Source organism: Nostoc sp. FACHB-892, from assembly GCF_014698795.1.
Lineage (GTDB): Bacteria > Cyanobacteriota > Cyanobacteriia > Cyanobacteriales > Nostocaceae > Nostoc.
In genome coordinates this window covers 1-17,773 of sequence record NZ_JACJTR010000075.1, presented here as the reverse complement: position 1 = coordinate 17,773, position 17,773 = coordinate 1, and the positions used below count along the sequence as shown (strand labels likewise).

Below are 17,773 nucleotides of genomic sequence, written 5' to 3'. Positions count from 1 at the left end.
ACCTTCAATGAAGACGCTTGCCGCGTCCGTACTGGCCATGCTCCACAAAATCTATCATTGCTGCGTCGAATTGCACTTAACGCTTTAAATTTGGAACAATCACTCAAGCGAAGTAACCGTCAAAAATCAAACAGAGCTGCTATGGATAACAACTATATGTTGACCATTTTAACTGCTTGCTTATCTCATCATCATGATGCTGAAAAGCCTTGTTGTCAATAGCCTTTGAAATGCGCTTACCCTGCATGGCAGATGAGAGGGAGGATTGAAGATAGCAAAACATACGTCCAACGTCGTCAGCAGATGGAACAAGACCTGCGTAACTTTGAGGATGTTGACAGTTTGCCTTTCGATAAGGACACAGCATATTAAGCTCACCCTAAGCAGAGCGAGTGGTAATATAAGCTGAAAGCATTATAAAACAGCGCTTTCAGCTTTTTAGTGACATCCTTTTAATGAGCTTGAACAGCACGCAGGTTAGCAGCAGCCGATGGTTTGGCAGAGCGAAACGCCCCGTTAAAAAAGGCAATCATTCCTAAAATGGCAAAGGCTGTAATGATTAATATGTGCAGTGAATTGAATGCCGAGCGTTCTCTGACTACTTCAGCCCACATTACTTTCAGTTGATCTTCCGTTGTCTTCCTGAGCGAAAAAGCGAATTGTTTGGTTAATTGGCTTGCCGTTCTATAGCTGGAGGGATTACCCCAGACGATCGCACAACTGACTTGTTGGAAGCGGCGGCAAGGAACGCAAACATCCCTAAAATAGCAAAAGACGTAATAATCACTTGCTGTAGGGAGGCAAATACTGACTTTTCTTTCTCCTTTTGGACAGTGATGCGATTCAGATTCTGTTGAAATGCCGAGAAATACAAATAATTCAACACTTGTTTACACAAGGTAGGGTCTTCACCTATCTGTACTTTCTGGCACAGAAGAATTTCTAGATGCTCCCGGCGGCGATCGCTTGTAGACAAATCGCGCTCGTCCCACACTTTTGCCTGGGTTGTATCTAAAGGTCTATTAATACCTAATATAGTCATACTATGGCCTCACTTGATTTAGGAGTTAGTTGAGAAAACAGGTGTAATCGATAATTCAATTACACCCTACGTGCTTTTTGAAAAATGGAACTCGTATCTAACTTAAGAAGTTTAAATATGCTTTCAAAAAAGAACTAGCTACCTTAGTACTGAAAAAATGGGTACTAGAGTAACTAGTAAAGTTAGCGAATTTATGCTATATTTCCCATTCCAAATCTGGTTGTAGAGATGGGGATAGAACCTGTGCTTTCGGTGGTGGTTGGAGTGTATCCGGCTCCAACGGGTTCGTACCATCCTGAAATATTTCTTGTGCCAGAGTCCGCCCATCTGAGTCAATGTCACTACTCAAGAAATACTCTAAAACCTGCGGTGACGCACCATCAATTGCTGCTTGTGCTAGTAGAGATTTGATGAATTGGGGAGATGCTTCACTATCAGCTAGTACCTTCAAGGTTTGCTCGGCATCTTGGATGGTCATTTTGGAGATATCTTTAACTCCAACTTCGTCCCAGACATCCCCGAAATACTGTCGATATTGCTGATTGAAGTCTTGCTCTTGGGCAAATCGTGATAATTCTTGTACCTGCAAATGTGTCGTTTCAGCCATCTTAATTTGCCAATGTTAATTGTTCACGCTTGTTACTGTTAGAGCGATCGCACTTTTAGATGAGGAAAGGTGCAAGTTGAAGCATATCTCTTACCAAGAGAGGCTTTTACGATGTTAGACAGAATATCTGTCTAACATCAAGTGCAAGATATGAACTACACTCTATTGATAGAAGTGAGATGATTAACTGCTGGAGAATAAGAATCTGGTACTAATTTCTGTTTGCGCTCATAGCAAAAATTTTCATCCAGCATTCTCACATAACTAATATGAGTTGCCCAAACATCAGCCAGTCGCTCACCCAAGCCAACGGTATCTAACGATTTGGGAATAACTACTCCACCATTCCAAACGATAGGGATGCTTTCTGTTTGAAAATATTGTGTCAGTTCTCGACGCACAAACTCACCAGTACCACCACAGATGAGAACTTCGTCTAATGGTACATGGTTTTTCACCCAGCGCAGCAATGCTCGACAGTATTCATCCCGAATCACTTCTAAAACTGATTTAAACAACTCTAAATCCGAGTTAATTCCTGATGGTGTATTCCTACGTGACAAATTTCGTAATGCAGTGAAATTACCTTTACTTGCTTCCACTAAAGCCGCCGCTATACACGGATCATCTTTCGATAGTCCTACGCTAGTACGTTCGACAAACTTTTGTAACACCCAATTCATCCCCAAGTCTGTCGATTCTTTCTTTGCTACTTTCCCTTTTTCTGAAAGGGTAAAACTGGCATTACGATGACCCAGCATTAACAATCCTATATTTTTTTGAGAAAATACATTCCCTAGAGCGCGACTCCTGTAAGAAATAATACCTGTTCCTTCAGGAAGATTTTTGAAGCTATTGACCTTAATTTTCATTCTTCCCGTTGGCGTTATTACTCCTTGCCTATAGTTTAAGACAAACTTTTTAGCCAAATCTTGTACATTCTTCTCTTCTCCAGGTGGTAGCAAAATCTGGAGAAACATTTCGTGAATATCTACATTTATTTGACGTTTAGCTAGCCACAACAAACCAGCAACCTTTGATAAGGCATATTCAGACTTCAAATCTTGCAGTGCCGCAGTTCCAGCAAACTCTCTTTTTGCAATACTCCCTAATACAGAATATTCCTGACCAATTCTCACCCAAGCGCTATCATCAGGCAGCGCATCTACAGTTAAATGTTTGGTTGAACCCTCTCCCACATCGGCAACTTCTGGACTCATCCACAATGCAAATGGCACTCCCGCCGGATAAATCTGGGCGATCGCTTTGGTTGAACTACCCCCCAAGTCTGCCGTCAGTATAAACTGTACGACTTGGCTTGATTTGTCCTGATTAGTATTTGTAGTTGTCATAAATTTTTATTACCGCTTGTTTCATCAAATCCCAACAATTGAGTAGCCATTAATAAGTCTGGTGTCATTTTCAAGTCCATTAATCCCAAATCATCATCAGATAGCAAGGATTCTTCCTGCTGACTTGTTTGCTCTAGTTCCTCTTGTTCTTCTTTCTCTTTGCGAATCACATTTGTTGAGATTGGCAAGCTTTTTTCTAAAATCGGTGATTTGTTCTGCTCTATTTGTTGTGGTGGCAAAATCGCACTACTATCTACTTCAAAAGAATTAGAAACCTTTTGCATTAAAATTCTAATCTTTACTAGCTTTCCTTCCAATTCCCCAATACTCGACAAGCAAGCTTCAATAAATTCCTCTTTACTTACCTTTCCCACTAATGCTTCTATTAGCCAGTAACTTGTCACTGCTTCCATTGTCAGTTCACCTGCCGACTTTTTTGAGCGATGATTCACCAAGTATTCAATAGTTCTTCCATCCCAAGAATCATGTCTCCGTTTTACTCTTGGCAGTTCAACGTCTTTGCTTCCCTGTTTGTCCATTTTAAAAATCAGTACAGTTGTCTTATTGTTTACATTTACAATACTTTATACAAAAATGAGTATTGCGGGTAGTCTAAATGAGTATTTAGGCGGAGAAATCCCCCTTTTTCTCTCAATTGCGTTTCCACTGTGTTTTCACTGCGTTCCGCTTTTTCCCTCATTTATGAGTATCTGTGCGTAATTCGTACCCAAATTATTCACCGCTTAGAACCAGGCGACTAAATGCCTGGAGTCTTTGCTATGTAAGCACTTGAGCTAGTTAGGTATTAGAGTTCCTTCAAAAAGTCTTTCAAGCCGCTAAAATAATCGTACTTACTACGACTATCTTCACTTTTTCGCATTTGAGCAATTTAGCTATTTTGGCGACTAGTCGCAATTGCTCCGATTTTGGGAAAATCAGCGTGATAACAAAATCATACCAAGTTTATCCAAGATATGAAGTCATGAGCTACGCGATCGCGCGATTAAAAAAATTAAAGCGGGGTAATATATCAGGGAGTGCATCTCACACTGCAAGAGAAAGAGAAACCCCAAACGCTGACCCCACTCAAAAAAATATTCGCTTCATCGGTAGCCTCGACCCGCATGAACGATTAGAGGATTTAGTGTTAGCCAAAATTGCCGAGCATGAACAAAAGCGAAGGATTCGCACTGATGCGGTCTACTGTGTAGAGTTACTGTTGAGTGCATCGCCTAGTTATTTCCGTCCCGACTGCCCAACTAATGCTGGGTACTATGAACAACAAAAGTTGGATGATTGGGTGGAAGCGACTCACCAGTGGTTGGCTGATGAATATGGCTCACGCATTGTCAGGGCAGAATTACATCTAGATGAAGCCACCCCGCACATTCACGCTTACTTTGTGCCGGTTGATGATCAGGGGCAATTGCGTTGTAATCATTTCTTCGACGGGCGGCAGAAAATTCATGAGTTTCAGGATTCGTACTACCAGACAATGCGGCTAATTGAACTAGAGCGCGGTATCAAGGGAAGCAGAGCAAAGCACCAGGACATCAAAGACTTTTACCGGATTGTGGAGGAGGGGCGTGACTTAGAAGTTGATGAGCTAAGTGCAGCGCAATTGAAGGCCAAAGCTGCCGACCGAGACAGGGCGAATCAGCGAAAACAGGAAATGGAAGCTACAGCCAAAGCTCTCTCACTTGAGAATGACCAATTACGGCGGCGGATAGAGCAGTTGGAGCAAGATAATCAACAATTACGAAAACTTACCGAATGGTCAACTGATTTAGCTTTAGATGATGTTGCTTGGGAGTTAGGGCTGTGGCGTAAAGGGAATGAATGGGTAGGAGGAAGCCACATCATTAATATAGATGGCTCTAAATTTAGTGACCTTGCTCCCGGTTCTCATTTTGAAGGTAATCATGCAATTGATTTAGTGAAACACGTTAATCAATGCAACCAAACAACTGCGATCGCATGGTTAGGGGAGCGATTTGGTGAAGTCGGCGCAAAACGTGCTGCGATCGCTCATGCTCAAAAAGTTGCGGCTGACATTATCCAAACTCAACCAGCACCTCAATTTACGCTACCCGTTGAGGATAAAGCTAACTGGTCAGACGTTGAACATTACCTCAAACAGAAACGAGGCATACCTTCTGATTGCGTACAAATGTTACATAACCAGGGGCTAGTTTATGCCGACTCAAAAGCAAATGTTGTGTTTGTGATGCGGGATCTCGACGGAAAGACCAAAGGAGCATTTTTAGAAGGTACAACCAATAAATTCTCTGGTTATGAATTAGGTACAGTTCGTCGTGATAGCTGGTTTTACTTTACTTTGGGGAAAAAGCCCAGTGATAAAACTAGCACTGCTGTACTGTCTGACTCTCCTATTGATGCCATTTCAGTAGCCATGCTGGAATATCACCTTAAAGGAATTCCAGAAAACAGAACAGTTTACATGGCAGTAGATGACACTTCAAGTTTACCTGTTGAAAGATTACGTAATGTTCCTTGTGTACAAGTAGCTTTTAGTCAATCAACTGCGGCACGGGCTGTTAAAGAATTATTGCCACACTCGACTCAACTCAAGTGCGAAAGTCGGGATTGGAATACGCAGTTAATCAATTTCTCACATCAATTGCAACAACGTTATTCACAACAAAAATACGAGGAATTAGAGCTATAGTTGCAAAAAAGTCAAGCTACTCTAGTACCGATTTTTTCAGTACCAAAGTAGCTAGTAAAGAGTTTTAGCTATCAATAATATTGGGGTGAAATTTCACTAAAGCCCTAATGAATAATGAGTTAATTAAACAAATATTTGGATTAATTAAGCTTAACAATAAGCTGATTGCTGTCGAGTCTCCATTGCAAGAGAGGGTCAAACTTTTGACAAATCTCGCCAGTGAATGCCAGCAATACAATATTAACTGTTACCTGTGGACACTGGAAGATGACCAATTGCACCAGTTATCTAGTAAGGAGGGATTCACTTTACAAAGTGTTGAGCAGTATCAAGCGATCGCCAAGAATCGACGCGAACATTACTTTGAAATTCTCCGATTTTGGAAAACCACCGATTTAGAAGGAATCCTGATACTGGAGGGTATATTCCCTTGGCTGGGCGAAGCTACCACTGACCCCGATTTCTTTCTGACTTCCGAGTGGATCAAGTCAGCCCTCATTAACCTGAAGCTGTACAATTACAATGCTAACAAGACAGCGATTCTCTTGGGGTCAAACGCCACTGTGTCATCTGACATTGCCCCCGAAGTTCCCATAGTCATTCAACAACTGCCAGCTATAGAGGAAATAAGCAGTTACTTAGCCCAAGTATTACCTGATTACAGCCGCAGCGATATTCATGCGACGGCGATCGCCGGCTTAGGCATGTACTTGGCAGACATTGACTATGGAATCAGACAGGCAAGCGCTCCTGGTGAAATTAAACCGGATAAGTTAGTGTCTCAACTGTCCGCTTACAAAATCGAACTGTTTAAGCGAACTTATAATATTCAATTTCTCCAACCTCCAAGCACACCCATTGGTGGTTTAGAACTGATCCAGCAAGCGTTTAAAACTTATAAGCGCCTTCTATCCTCATTGGCTAAAGCTTACAATCTTCGTTTACCCAAGGGGATTTTACTAATCGGCCCACCGGGAACAGGAAAATCTTACTCCGCTAAAGCAAGTTCTGCACAATTGGGGCTACCTCTGATTATTTTGGAGTGGGGGAGTTTCCGCAGTTACGGTAATTTGGCTGAATATAAACTCAAGAGTTTACTCACACTGGTAGACCGAATCAACCGTGTAATATTATACCTCGATGATTTTGATAAGGGATTCGCCGGGGATGATGATTTATCCAAACGCCTCGCTGGTATGCTTTTGACCTGGATGCAAGAACGTACTAGTGAGGTTTTAATTATCGCTTCGGCTAACAATATTCAATGGCTACCACCAGAGCTAACCAGAAGCGGACGCTTCGACGAGATTTTCAAGGTGGATCTCCCAAATTACGGCGAACGGCACGAAATATTCAAGATTCACTTAGCCCGTTTCGATCCTCGTTTCCGCGATCGGGGCGATGGGTACAGCGAAGAAGAATGGAAAAGGTTACTCAAAGCCACGCAGCGATGTGTGGGGGCGGAGATTCAAGCCATTGTTGAACGTGCCGCCGTCTTTAGTTTCTGTGAAATGTTTGGTGATGATGTTGCACCAGCTAGCGAACTGCCATCACTTGAGATTAGATTATCGGCATTGCTGGCTGCAAGGCAGAGTATGAATCCTCTGGCCATCCGCGAAGCTGACCGAGTTGAAAGTATGCGTAACATTGCGGCTTTGCATGGCCTTCCATCTAGCCCGATTGATTCATCTATATATAGTCTCGGCAATGTTGATATTTTTGGTGAAACATGAAAACTTTAAAAATTAATTCCGAAAAAGATTTATACCTTGCTGCCTTCAACTTACTGAACATACTAGGCCCTGTCGCTGGAGTATCAATTATCATTGGCACTGTGGCGCTCGGTTACGTCCAAACTCGTCCCCAAAATTTACCCGTTACCTACATCCTCACTCATGGCAAGCGCACATTTAACTTGGAAGCCGCTTCTACACCAGAGCAATTAGAGAAAGGGCTGAAATTTCGAGCATCCTTAAACAATGATCGCGGAATGTTATTCAACCTGGGAGGAGAAATTTATAACGTGCCTTTCTGGATGTACAAGGTAAATTTTCCATTAGACATCTTTTATCTTAAGGACAATGTGGTGACAACTGCGGTTTACAATGCCCAACCGTGTTACAAAACCCCTTGCCCCATCTATAAGGGGAAAGTTGCCAATCAAGTGCTAGAGTTAGCAACAGGCGCTGCCAATATCAAGGTTGGCGATAGGCTTAACATCCAACCCTTATCATCAGCCAAAGAATGATATCGATTGCGATCAGGCTGTGATGGCAATTTGCCAAAAACATGTGTATTGCATTAAACAGGCTTTAACACACAAAAGCAAGCAAAAGTCAATCTCCACATTTCTACCTTACTGAGCTAATTACAAGAATATTTATACTAATAAATAATTGCAGGGATTATATGTCAAGCAAAAAGGTTGCTAACAATATAATTGATTTCTAAATACTTAGAGAATGAATGTTAGCAATATTATACTAGTACTTTTGTGCTATTTTTTTTTAGTACTAAAGTGTCTCCATCTTGAAGCTGACTTGTTTAAGAATGTGCGTATTCCTCATCCAATCGTTCAGGAGAACGAGATGCGTACTGACTACGAATATCTAGAAAGTTTTTCCGCTTCGGCAACGGCAACCCTCTCACCTTCTCCAAAGAATGAGAGGGCGACAAAAAGCACACTTACACTGATGGGTGTGACTGGTGTGTTGATGATAGCAGAGATGTCCGTCCACAATATATTGATGGGTGGATTTATGATTGCGTCCGCCATCGTCATTGCCTTGCCGAAACAGTCACAAGCATTATTTACTAACTTCGATAAACTACAACGAAAGTATGGAGTTAATCTCTATGCTGTGTTGTTTGCGCTGTTAGCAGTAATTTGTCTAATTGATTTTGCGGCGGCTCCAGCTAATGCTCAGTTTTTCAATAATGCTCAAACTTGGATGACCACCACTTTTGGTAATGCCAACAATGGACAAACATCAGAAGTTATCGCACTTTTTTTCAATGTATTGAGAGCTTTATTCCTATTATATGTTGGGATCAGTTTAGTTCGGATTATTCAGTCCGCACGCAATGATGAAGACTGGCAGACACTAGCAAGAACTCCATTAATCATAGTTATGGCAGTTTTCGTTGGAGATTTAATTACTGGCTTGATTGTTCAGTAAAAAGTTTTTTTTGGTTATCAGTTATTGATACATACGCATTCGGATTAATAGCTGATAACTTTTTATTAAATCATAAATATGTCAGAGAAACATGGTTTTCGGACAGTAAATCGAATTTTAGGAGAAAGACCAAGACTAGGGCCATTCCCTGCTGACCAAATATTTGCCTGGACATTAATAGCAGTAGTCAATGTTTTTCTGTTCAATTATCTACTGAAAACAAGTTGGTTAGGTACTAGCTTAAGTATTGCTTGGGGATGGGCAACATGGTGGACAATTTCTACAAACAAAGACTTTTTCGGTAAGTTCGTCAGCGTCCCTCGAATTAGTAGGGGATATATGAGACATAAACCAATTCGCAATTCGCAATTCGCAATTCGCAGTTTTGAAGATAATTAAATTTCAGTTATTAATAAAGTTATGCCAAATTCTTCTAATAAGGCTAAAGATAAATTAGGTAAAGTCGCATTAGAAAAGGAGCAGGTTAGTGTTGTGAAAATGCTCACTCCCTATCCCTTAAGAAAAAATACTACCAAGAGTACGCTCAAAAATTTGGTTTAAATAAATCCGAGGAAACACCTGATATAGATAACTCAACAAGAGTTGAAGATTTGATCAATGAAAAGAAAAAGACATTCTTGCAGCAGATATTAGAAACTAAAGGGCGCAAACTGCCTTTTGTTGACAGCCAACAGTCAAAATTGGTTGAGACTGAAAATAATCAGGTTGTTAAAAAGTCTCTCATTCCTGCACTAATGAATATTATCGTTACAAAGGGACAAGATACTATTGGTGGTCGGGTCTATGAAGGCATGGCTTATCAATTAAATTTGTTGATGAGAGAAGGTATGCAGCGTCTGACTGTTTGGCGCAAAAGTGATAATCAATCGGCTTTTAGTGCTTATAAAGTAGATGATAACGAAGAATACAAAGTAATACACAATCACCTTTCACCACAAGAAACACAAAAGCTGATCAACTTTGATATAAGAGTGCAACAGCAACAGCCACCGCCACAGCCACAGCAACAACAAAACGAGCCATCTTCTGACGGCCCAGAGTTAGACTAACTAAAATACCCGACAAACAACCCAAGAATGTACGCACTTACTAAGACATATCGCTTAGTCACCCGCTCGAATTGTGACCAGGGTGAGATGATGACAGCTAATACTATGTAAAACAATGCTTGTAGAAAATCGTTGTGCCCCAGTTTGATGATTGCCGCTATCATCAAAGCCACAAAAATTAGAAATTCCACTCCTGTTTCAATCCTGTCCCAAAGTTTCACATCATACAAGTAACGCATCAACTCACCTCTTTTAGAAGTCGGAAGTCGGAAGTCAGAAGTCGGAAGTCAGAAATTAAACTCAAAACTTCCGACTTTCAATCTCACACTTCATACTTCTTCTTGTCTCACCATAATTCTGATCTTTCTCCATGATTAAAATTAGGAGCTTCAAACCTTTTTAAACTCAAAACTTCCGACTTCCGAACTCCCACTTCCGACTTGTTTTGGTGATTTGGACAACATCCTATCATCAACCCCATATATCTCGTCATCTTTGTAAGGAAATATAATGGTGAATTTGGTTCCTTGTTTGGCTACCGAATCTACCCTCATACTCAGTCCGTGAGCATAAGCCACCAGCCAGGCAATATACAACCCCATTCCTCTGCCCGGCTTATCAGATAACTTACTTTGGGGCGCTCTCCAAAACAGAATAAATATATTTGATAGCTGTTCGGCGGCAATCCCACAGCCGGTATCTTCAATCTCAACAATTAAATCATCATCTTGATTGAGCAGTCTTATAAATATATCTCCTCGCAAGGTGTACTTAATAGCATTAGTTATGATATTGCATAACATTCTGTCAATACTTATGCTGTCACCCCGTACTTGCGTTTCATGCTTGTATGTTACTTGCGTTTCATAGTGGAGATTTAAGGAATGATACTGTGCTATTACCTTGTATTGAAAATATAGCTTTTCTAAAAAATCTAACATATCAAACTGCCCTAACGTTGCTAGACTAGGTTCTAAATAAGGCGTTCTTCTATCAACCAAGCCCAGTCCTCGCTCATTCATTTCTTGCAAACCTATCAAAAGAGGTCTGATTTCTTCTAAAGACTGTCCATAAGCACCATCAATTATCTGATTCAGCACTAATGATGTGGCTCTAAAACTGCTTGATACATCATGTAACAGAGATGAGAAATCCAATTGCTTGCTTAGAGATTCTTGCTGCATATATGCTTCCCAAGATAGATTGTGATTTTCGCTACTTTTATGAATGCTAATTAAATTTTCTTTCATCTCGAATATTTTTATTTTAAACTGAAAAAAATTTTGTAAGGATTCAGCTATCCTGAATTCAGAATTCAGAATTTAGGAGACAGCCAGCTAAAACATTTCAAGATTTGATAGTCTGGCAAGGTGAAACTTCAAGATTAATGCTTCAACTTGAGAAATTAGTACGCTATGCTAATTCCATTCTGACTCCTGACTCCTGACTCCTGAATTCTTACAAATTTTGATTCACTCAGACTTTAGTACTAATACTTTTACTTAATTTGGACTGCCATATTTTTCTAAAGCAACTGTTTTTAGTTTACGTTTATATATATATATTAAAACACTTAACATCAATAACTGTGATATAAATATTGAAGTATCTAACAATCAAAACAATCAAAACTTTATATGATTCGATTAGTACTTATTGAGGATGAAGAGGTATTCAGACTCGGCATCACTACTGCTATTCAACAGCAACCAGATATGGAGATGGTCGCTAATGCTTCTACTGGTGAGCAGGGTATTAATATCGTCAAACAGTGGGAGCCTGATGTTGTCCTTGTGGATATTGGTTTACCCGACATTTCTGGAGTCGAGGTCATTAAGCAAATCAAGATTTATCGCAGTAACACTAAAGTTGTTGTCCTTTCCTGCAATTCTTCTCAAGAAATTGTCAATGCTGCTATCGGCAGTGGCGCTGATTCTTATATTCTCAAAAAAAATAACATTTCTTTGATTTTAGAGGCGATCAGAACCACTCATAATAATAAAAGTTTATTTGATTCCGAAATTATTAAAAGAGGTTTGTTAAATCTTCTTCACAAGCCCAAAATCAAAGGGAAAATCTTTGATGACCACTTAACCGAGCGAGAAATTAATGTTTTGTCATTAATCGCTGCCGGATTATCTAATAAGGAGATAGGTCACAAGTTGTTCATTGGTGAAAACACGGTCAAAAATCATGCTAGGAATATTTATTCTAAATTAGGTGTTGATAATCGCATCAATGCTATTCTAAAAGCCTCTGAACTCGGCTATATCTCAAACACTGTTACCCAAGTTAGTTAACTGCTTTTCACTTCCCTACTTGAATTAAACAATAGCCTTGGGTTTTACTCTGCTGTGTTTGACAGGCTTCAATTGCTGCTTGATTCTTTAAGATTATTTGATACATTTGCTTACCCTCTTGGGATTTTGCCCATTGCAGAATCTTAATCTCGTTGCGTGATACTACCACTGACTGATCTGTTCCTACATTCTGCACCAGATTCCACGTTGTCAGGGAACCCAACAAGGTACTGCCAGCCGCTACTAATCCACACACCAGAGATACTGTTCCTAACCCCCAGCCGGGCTGCACTTTCATACCTGCGCCGATGGGCTTAATTTTTTTCATCTCATCACGCACAGCACTGGAGACAACCGTATAGTGCATTGACTCGGCGGATTTACTTGTCTTCTCCAGTTTTTGGTCTATTAATGCTGCCCACGCTTCTATCATTGCCTCCATTCTTGCTTGTAGGTCTATCATCGTTTCTTCATATCGACCCAGCGTTGCCATCATCCTAAATGTTGGGTCATCTGGTGTGATTCCTAATTGGTACGCCCCTTCAACTATGCGTTTTTGTTCTGATGGGGAGTAGCCTTGTAATGTGTCTTGTAGTGTCATAAGGTAGGGTGTAGGGGGTAGGGGGTAGGGTGTAGGGTAAATGGCACGCTTGTTAAGCTGAAATCTGGTCAGGGCAGGGGGTAGAGTTGCAGGTTCGTTTTAAGACAATTAAATTTTAGTTGCGTCAAGTAGTTCAACATCTTCTTAATTCCCCAATACCTGCAACCCAACCCCCTACACCCTAATTTTTGTCATCAATCAAGCCCTAGATATTTAATAGCCAAATTGTTATTTATCACTGAATTGCGGAAATTTTTAATCCACTGAAAAATGAAACTTCTCCAGAACAATATTATTGAGAAATCCTGGCAAACTTCTGAATATGGCTTGACAGCTTTCTCCATCGCTTGATAGTGATTTCGATGTAAAGCCATCAAATTTATTTCTGCTCCTCCTATTGTTAACAGAGTTTTCTGCATTTTTTCGTCATATTCCCTAAATTCTGGCGCAAAATGATAATTCTTCACTATTACATAGTTGGCATTGTTGGTAGCAGTTTGGATGATTTGAGTTAAGTAGTCTATGCAGTCCGTTCTATGTGATATCGGTTGCAGAAACGTTAGCTTCCATCCATATTCAGCTAAAGCTTCTAATAGTTCAGACTCAACAATATACTGGCAAATTTTGTCTATCTGCTGCCCCGGCATATCCACTAAAATGATATCTATATCATCAGCTACCAGATCAATAAACATCCTGTCCGTTTGTTTATTGAAAAAATCTATCTTTTCAATACATACTAAATCTTTGTAAGCCAAAAATCTGTCACGATTATCATGATCATAAACTTTCAATATTTTACCTTGAAGTTGATAAATTTCCAGCAACAGTTTCATAACTGTAGACTTGCCTACACGAGAGTCACCTACAGTCATTACCATTCTTTTAGAAGATTTCAACATTTATACTCTCCAGTCCTAAGAGATGCTTAACTGGACAAATTTGCTGTTTAAAATTTTTTAGCCAACTCTTCACCCGCATTTTCACTCCTGGTAGTTCTTTTTGCTTTATTCCTTCAGAAAAACTTAGTGACTTTTCATCTAAATAATCATAGGCATATTCAAGCAAATCCGGCATTGTAATATCAAATAAAGGTATTCCTGCTTTTAATAGCTCTTGCTTTATCTCTTGAACTATTGATGAATTGCTATATCTAGAAAACTCTGACTCCTCACCATAAAATAAATTTCTAACAACTATGTAATCTACTTTATTTCCGCAAAAGCTGTATAAATCTATTAATTGCTTTACCGAATCTGATACTCGACTAATTACCACGACCATTGTTACTCTAATGTCATAATCATTGGCGGCTGTTTCCAAGAACTCTTGTTCTATGAATTTTTTAAATATTTGTCTTGATTGCGGTGGCAATTCTAATAAAAACAGCGATTCTGGTGGTGGCAGTTGATTATATGTATCTGGCTCTGGCTCCATCATTCTCTTTACCTGATCAAAAAATCTATCTATACTTCCATCTTTAAAAATATTTAACTGCTGTATTTGACAATGCTCACCGTTTTCACCATAATATCTCAACAAATCTGGATTAGAATTATCTGCATCTACTGCCACAATTCTTCTTTTCTCATCTATACAAGTTTGTAAAAATCCTCTCGTCCACATCGATTTACCAACTCCACCTTTCCCACCGTCTACTATTACTAATCTTCTTGGGGGAGTTTTAGTTACCTCTTCTGTTTTTCTATTAATTTCTTCTGCCTCTTTATCTGCATCTGAGGACATATCCGGGTCTAACTTTAGTTTCTCTAACTCTAACTGCTGCTCTGGTGTTAAATCATTTAGCTTTATTTCTTCTGCTTCAATTGCCGATATATCAGCTTTGCCATTAATATTTCCATTTTGACTGTTATTGATAGTTCGTGTCATTCTTCTTCTCCTCATAATTCCGACTTGTTCTCAATTCTCTAAAAAAAATCTTTTTGAAATATCGGTAAGACATTACTCCTTATCCATTGCGTGAAATTATTAATCATTTGTTCCTCCACTATGCCTTTTAAATTATATATAGCTCCCGAATTTAAAGTTTTTACTATTGTTATTTGCTCACCAAGAACCACATGACGTTCTCTAACTTGGATATGCAGAGGCACTATTTTTTCATTATTTAATTCCGGTGCAATAATCTGAAATACATCTTCAGCAAATATCTCTAGCCCTAATGGAGTTGATATTACTCGAACCGCGCTACCCAATGTATGGTCAAATTCCCAAAATGTCCATATTTTTTTCATTGCTGATTTAGATGTTACTTACGCCAATTATGCTCACGCACAAATTATTTCTCAACTCTGCTCTTTTATCTATGACATATTCCTACTTAAAAGATGAAGAAACTTTAGTGCTGTTTTTTTCCGTACTCAAGTGACTTGTTCTTTTTTCATAATTGTTGTACCATTATTTACTTTTTAGCAAGTAGCAACACAAAATCATCCTGCGCTATAGGAAGATCCAGAGGTCGCTATCACCTCACCTACCATTGGGGCTGTGAAGTGTATCAGACAGTACTGCGACGATATATTTGGACGCTGTATGCGCCATTGCCTCTATGTGATTTTAGGGAGATCCAATAAATAAATCAGCCCAGCCGTCGCTTTCGCCTTGAGGGCTTTCATCGCCTAGATATCTCGGTTTTGCCAAAAATATTATTGATACGGCTGGGCTGATTTATTCGTGTCTTGTGCCTTAGTTGCCGATGGCTGTGGAAGGGTATAACTATGACTAAAAACTGTTAAAACTTGATTGCATATATGCAACAAATATGTATAATATTTGCAGCTTGTAGTCAAGCATTCTTAAAAGTAGATATTGCTTAAACAAGAAAATCGGTAATTAATTTCGCGTATTAATTGTTGGAGTTTTTTATGAATAAAATAGGTTTACTCATAGCCCTTGTTTTGATAGGTGCGGGTAATGGGGCTTGCCAGTCTCAACGAGACAAGGTAGCTCAGGCAGAGAATGATTCTGGGGCTAAGTTAACTGATGTGCAAAGCCAAAAAGATAAGGAAGTACTGGAGCAAATTAGGCAATATGTAGAAGAGACACCTAACCTATATAGAATAACTTGGAAGGTATGCGGAGACTGGAACGCTCCGTACAAAAACGGAACAAGGTGCAACGAAACCAAAATCCCTCGAACTAAGGGGTATTTCCAGCCTGTCTATGTGTGGGGAGCAGATAGAGTTCAGTTTGTTAACAAACAGGATTTTGTAAGTAATTTTTGGACTACAGGACTATTTGTGAAATCAAGAGGGTGCTTAAATTTAGGGAAGCCGCGAGAAGAAGGCTTGTACAATGTGAAAAATTTCATGCTCAAGAAAACAGGCACTACTCCTACGCCAGAGAATGTGAAAGTTGAAGTTTTGTCAAAACAAGAGAAGCAAAAGGTAGTGGAACACGCTTTTAAAGATGCAGAAGTAGAAAATTATGCGCTGACAAATTTCGGTGTGTCAGCAACCACAGGATTAATACCCACTGGGAAAACTTGCTTAACACTAGACGAATGGAAGAAGACGCAATCGTAAAAATCAGGCACAGTCGCTTCCTTTGATCCCAGTTCAGTCGCGGCGACTTCCTCCATCTCCAGTACAACCAACCAACGCTAGTCTTGTCTTATTCTTTCTTAGATAAAGAAAATAATTTAACTTGTTCACCCCTTGTCCCCCAATACGGTTCGGATAAGCTCTTGAGGCAGGGGATGCAGGGGAGGCAGGGGAGGAAAGAGAGTTATTAAGTAATTTCTCTTCCCCTGCTTGCCTCAACAGATAACTTTGTTAACCGAACTGTATTGCCTTGTCCCCTGCAAGCGGTAAGTTAACTTTAACCCCAGTTGGTCTAACAACAACCCCAACAGCCTCTCTTGGTTTGGGGTCAGAGGGAACAGTGAAACCCAAAATTTTTGATGTGAGCAGCGCAGTCAACAGTAATCGCCGTTTCTAAGTTTCTAAGTTAGTTCAGCCAGTAAATAGTTTTGCTCACGCACATCAGTTTTTAAGCAAATTTCTGTAGTTTTTTATACTTAAGTTTCCCAGTCACTGATTACTTCATGCTTAGGGAGATCCAATAAATAAATCAGCCCAGCCGTCGCTTTCGCCCTCAAGGCGAAAGCGCCTAGATATCTCGATTTTGCCAAAAATATTATTGATACGGTGAAGCAGCGCGGTCTTGGGGGTTTCCCCCATGAGCGACTGCTGAACCCCGAAGGGGCTGGGCTGATTTATTCGTGTCTTGTGCCTTATACTAAGCGATGGCGTAACCGCAAGAGCGTAGCTGATCGCTCTATGAAAATCGCAATTTGCCGACTATTGGTCGGCAAAAACTTAATTATGATTCTGAAAAACTAATCCTTTATATGAGCCAAGATCGAGGGTGTTAAAAAGAGCGGGAATTTGCAGACCACCATGCCAAACGATGTCTGTGCCTTCCCTTATGCCCTCTGCATCACTGTTTTTTGTAATATAAAATACCTCATTTTACGCAATTCTAATTACTGTAGGCATCGCTATGCAGTAAAATTTTCTGCATTATACTCATCTAGGTAAATAGGTTAAACCTAACATCAACTTATTTGTTTACCTAGACAAGTATCATGATACAGCACTGGGGTTTTGTTCGATGTTAAAATTGTATTTTTGACTGTGTAATTTACGACATCATAAACTAACTCGCAATCACCTAAAGTTCCTTCGCCCATCAGGGAGCATCTTGGCGTTCGTAAATAGAATTCGATAAAGTAAAATGGCACATCAAGTTGGGATAATCTCTTTTAGTCGTAAATATTTTTACCCCTGACCAAGATGCCAGCGCCTTTAAAAGTTGACCTGTCACCAATAGAAGATCAAGCCCTACTAGCACTCACTCAAGCAAAAGGTATACCACCAAGAACTCAAAGTCGTGCTACTGTACTACGCTT

At 39.9% G+C, this 17,773-nt stretch carries 21 protein-coding genes and 1 pseudogene; 11 read left to right on the top strand and 11 right to left on the bottom strand.

The features are described from left to right. A pseudogene (locus H6G96_RS40985) lies at positions 1-222 on the top strand (ISAs1 family transposase); the annotation flags it as partial. Positions 223-225: 3 nt separating this feature from the next. Beyond that, complete coding sequence (locus H6G96_RS40980) at positions 226-372, top strand: hypothetical protein (protein ID WP_206757694.1); 147 nt, start codon at positions 226-228, stop codon at positions 370-372. 80 nt (positions 373-452) lie between these two features. Here H6G96_RS40980 and H6G96_RS37565 read toward each other — a convergent pair whose 3' ends face one another. From H6G96_RS37565 to H6G96_RS37545, 5 genes are all read right to left on the bottom strand, one after another. Further along, complete coding sequence (locus H6G96_RS37565) at positions 453-614, bottom strand: hypothetical protein (protein ID WP_190919295.1); 162 nt, start codon at positions 612-614, stop codon at positions 453-455. Between the two features lie 53 nt (positions 615-667). Continuing rightward, positions 668-1,042, bottom strand: coding sequence for a hypothetical protein (locus tag H6G96_RS37560; protein WP_190919293.1), 375 nt, complete (start codon positions 1,040-1,042; stop codon positions 668-670). A 196-nt stretch (positions 1,043-1,238) separates the two neighbouring features. After that, complete coding sequence (locus H6G96_RS37555; protein WP_190919291.1) at positions 1,239-1,649, bottom strand: hypothetical protein; 411 nt, start codon at positions 1,647-1,649, stop codon at positions 1,239-1,241. Positions 1,650-1,804: 155 nt separating this feature from the next. Further along, on the bottom strand, positions 1,805-3,001 hold the full coding sequence (locus tag H6G96_RS37550) for a ParM/StbA family protein (protein WP_190919289.1): 1,197 nt from the start codon (positions 2,999-3,001) through the stop codon (positions 1,805-1,807). After that, positions 2,998-3,540, bottom strand: a complete 543-nt coding sequence (locus tag H6G96_RS37545) for a hypothetical protein (RefSeq protein WP_190919287.1) — start codon at positions 3,538-3,540, stop codon at positions 2,998-3,000. The genes H6G96_RS37550 and H6G96_RS37545 overlap by 4 nt, the downstream gene beginning before the upstream one ends. A gap of 401 nt (positions 3,541-3,941) precedes the next feature. On the opposite strand from H6G96_RS37545, the gene mobV reads away from it, so the two are divergent. From mobV to H6G96_RS37510, 7 genes are all read left to right on the top strand, one after another. Continuing rightward, positions 3,942-5,690, top strand: a complete 1,749-nt coding sequence (mobV, locus tag H6G96_RS37540; protein ID WP_347242336.1) for a MobV family relaxase — start codon at positions 3,942-3,944, stop codon at positions 5,688-5,690. 107 nt (positions 5,691-5,797) lie between these two features. Beyond that, positions 5,798-7,423, top strand: a complete 1,626-nt coding sequence (locus H6G96_RS37535) for an ATP-binding protein (protein WP_190919285.1) — start codon at positions 5,798-5,800, stop codon at positions 7,421-7,423. Next, positions 7,420-7,938: a DUF192 domain-containing protein gene (locus tag H6G96_RS37530; protein ID WP_242063592.1), complete on the top strand. Its 519-nt coding sequence runs from the start codon at positions 7,420-7,422 to the stop codon at positions 7,936-7,938. Before H6G96_RS37535 ends, H6G96_RS37530 begins: the two co-directional genes overlap by 4 nt. A gap of 340 nt (positions 7,939-8,278) precedes the next feature. Continuing rightward, positions 8,279-8,869 carry a hypothetical protein gene (locus H6G96_RS37525; protein WP_190919283.1) on the top strand — a complete coding sequence of 197 codons (591 nt, stop codon included), beginning with the start codon at positions 8,279-8,281 and terminating at the stop codon, positions 8,867-8,869. Between the two features lie 78 nt (positions 8,870-8,947). After that, on the top strand, positions 8,948-9,268 hold the full coding sequence (locus H6G96_RS37520) for a hypothetical protein (RefSeq protein ID WP_190919281.1): 321 nt from the start codon (positions 8,948-8,950) through the stop codon (positions 9,266-9,268). A 21-nt stretch (positions 9,269-9,289) separates the two neighbouring features. Beyond that, positions 9,290-9,430: a hypothetical protein gene (locus H6G96_RS37515; RefSeq protein WP_190919279.1), complete on the top strand. Its 141-nt coding sequence runs from the start codon at positions 9,290-9,292 to the stop codon at positions 9,428-9,430. A gap of 50 nt (positions 9,431-9,480) precedes the next feature. Then, the gene (locus H6G96_RS37510; RefSeq protein ID WP_242063591.1) at positions 9,481-9,939 is read left to right on the top strand and encodes a hypothetical protein; all 459 of its coding nucleotides are present in this window, start codon (positions 9,481-9,483) and stop codon (positions 9,937-9,939) included. On the opposite strand, the gene H6G96_RS37505 is transcribed toward H6G96_RS37510, so the two are convergent. Then, a complete protein-coding gene (locus H6G96_RS37505; RefSeq protein WP_179070171.1) occupies positions 9,936-10,178 on the bottom strand; it encodes a hypothetical protein in 243 nt (80 codons plus the stop codon). The genes H6G96_RS37510 and H6G96_RS37505 overlap by 4 nt on opposite strands. A gap of 150 nt (positions 10,179-10,328) precedes the next feature. After that, complete coding sequence (locus H6G96_RS37500) at positions 10,329-11,189, bottom strand: sensor histidine kinase (protein WP_242063590.1); 861 nt, start codon at positions 11,187-11,189, stop codon at positions 10,329-10,331. Between the two features lie 387 nt (positions 11,190-11,576). Between H6G96_RS37500 and H6G96_RS37495 the strand changes: the two genes are divergently transcribed. Continuing rightward, on the top strand, positions 11,577-12,239 hold the full coding sequence (locus H6G96_RS37495) for a response regulator transcription factor (RefSeq protein WP_114083221.1): 663 nt from the start codon (positions 11,577-11,579) through the stop codon (positions 12,237-12,239). A gap of 7 nt (positions 12,240-12,246) precedes the next feature. Here H6G96_RS37495 and H6G96_RS37490 read toward each other — a convergent pair whose 3' ends face one another. The 4 genes from H6G96_RS37490 to H6G96_RS37475 form a co-directional block, all read right to left on the bottom strand. Further along, complete coding sequence (locus H6G96_RS37490; RefSeq protein WP_190919276.1) at positions 12,247-12,840, bottom strand: DUF6753 family protein; 594 nt, start codon at positions 12,838-12,840, stop codon at positions 12,247-12,249. Between the two features lie 194 nt (positions 12,841-13,034). After that, entirely contained in the window at positions 13,035-13,742 is a 708-nt protein-coding gene (locus H6G96_RS37485; protein WP_242063589.1) for a hypothetical protein, read from the bottom strand. Then, entirely contained in the window at positions 13,726-14,730 is a 1,005-nt protein-coding gene (locus H6G96_RS37480) for a hypothetical protein (protein WP_190919274.1), read from the bottom strand. The genes H6G96_RS37485 and H6G96_RS37480 overlap by 17 nt, the downstream gene beginning before the upstream one ends. A gap of 38 nt (positions 14,731-14,768) precedes the next feature. Next, a complete protein-coding gene (locus H6G96_RS37475) occupies positions 14,769-15,095 on the bottom strand; it encodes a hypothetical protein (protein ID WP_114083218.1) in 327 nt (108 codons plus the stop codon). A gap of 630 nt (positions 15,096-15,725) precedes the next feature. Between H6G96_RS37475 and H6G96_RS37470 the strand changes: the two genes are divergently transcribed. Further along, positions 15,726-16,385 (top strand): hypothetical protein, encoded by a 660-nt coding sequence (locus tag H6G96_RS37470; protein ID WP_190919272.1) that lies wholly within the window; start codon positions 15,726-15,728, stop codon positions 16,383-16,385. Positions 16,386-17,773 lie beyond the last annotated feature (1,388 nt).

Excerpts from the sequence above, each read along its gene's own strand:
- H6G96_RS37490 (WP_190919276.1), bottom strand. The coding sequence starts at position 12,840 with ATGACACTACAAGACACATTACAAGGCTACTCCCCATCAGAACAAAAA.
- H6G96_RS37475 (WP_114083218.1), bottom strand. The coding sequence starts at position 15,095 with ATGAAAAAAATATGGACATTTTGGGAATTTGACCATACATTGGGTAGC.
- H6G96_RS37470 (WP_190919272.1), top strand. The coding sequence starts at position 15,726 with ATGAATAAAATAGGTTTACTCATAGCCCTTGTTTTGATAGGTGCGGGT.
- H6G96_RS37495 (WP_114083221.1), top strand. The coding sequence starts at position 11,577 with ATGATTCGATTAGTACTTATTGAGGATGAAGAGGTATTCAGACTCGGC.
- H6G96_RS37500 (WP_242063590.1), bottom strand. The coding sequence starts at position 11,189 with ATGAAAGAAAATTTAATTAGCATTCATAAAAGTAGCGAAAATCACAAT.
- H6G96_RS37535 (WP_190919285.1), top strand. The coding sequence starts at position 5,798 with ATGAATAATGAGTTAATTAAACAAATATTTGGATTAATTAAGCTTAAC.
- H6G96_RS37520 (WP_190919281.1), top strand. The coding sequence starts at position 8,948 with ATGTCAGAGAAACATGGTTTTCGGACAGTAAATCGAATTTTAGGAGAA.
- H6G96_RS37505 (WP_179070171.1), bottom strand. The coding sequence starts at position 10,178 with ATGCGTTACTTGTATGATGTGAAACTTTGGGACAGGATTGAAACAGGA.
- H6G96_RS37550 (WP_190919289.1), bottom strand. The coding sequence starts at position 3,001 with ATGACAACTACAAATACTAATCAGGACAAATCAAGCCAAGTCGTACAG.
- H6G96_RS37530 (WP_242063592.1), top strand. The coding sequence starts at position 7,420 with ATGAAAACTTTAAAAATTAATTCCGAAAAAGATTTATACCTTGCTGCC.
- H6G96_RS37480 (WP_190919274.1), bottom strand. The coding sequence starts at position 14,730 with ATGACACGAACTATCAATAACAGTCAAAATGGAAATATTAATGGCAAA.
- H6G96_RS37560 (WP_190919293.1), bottom strand. The coding sequence starts at position 1,042 with ATGACTATATTAGGTATTAATAGACCTTTAGATACAACCCAGGCAAAA.
- H6G96_RS37485 (WP_242063589.1), bottom strand. The coding sequence starts at position 13,742 with ATGTTGAAATCTTCTAAAAGAATGGTAATGACTGTAGGTGACTCTCGT.
- H6G96_RS37545 (WP_190919287.1), bottom strand. The coding sequence starts at position 3,540 with ATGGACAAACAGGGAAGCAAAGACGTTGAACTGCCAAGAGTAAAACGG.
- H6G96_RS37515 (WP_190919279.1), top strand. The coding sequence starts at position 9,290 with ATGCCAAATTCTTCTAATAAGGCTAAAGATAAATTAGGTAAAGTCGCA.
- H6G96_RS37565 (WP_190919295.1), bottom strand. The coding sequence starts at position 614 with ATGTGGGCTGAAGTAGTCAGAGAACGCTCGGCATTCAATTCACTGCAC.
- H6G96_RS37525 (WP_190919283.1), top strand. The coding sequence starts at position 8,279 with ATGCGTACTGACTACGAATATCTAGAAAGTTTTTCCGCTTCGGCAACG.
- H6G96_RS37555 (WP_190919291.1), bottom strand. The coding sequence starts at position 1,649 with ATGGCTGAAACGACACATTTGCAGGTACAAGAATTATCACGATTTGCC.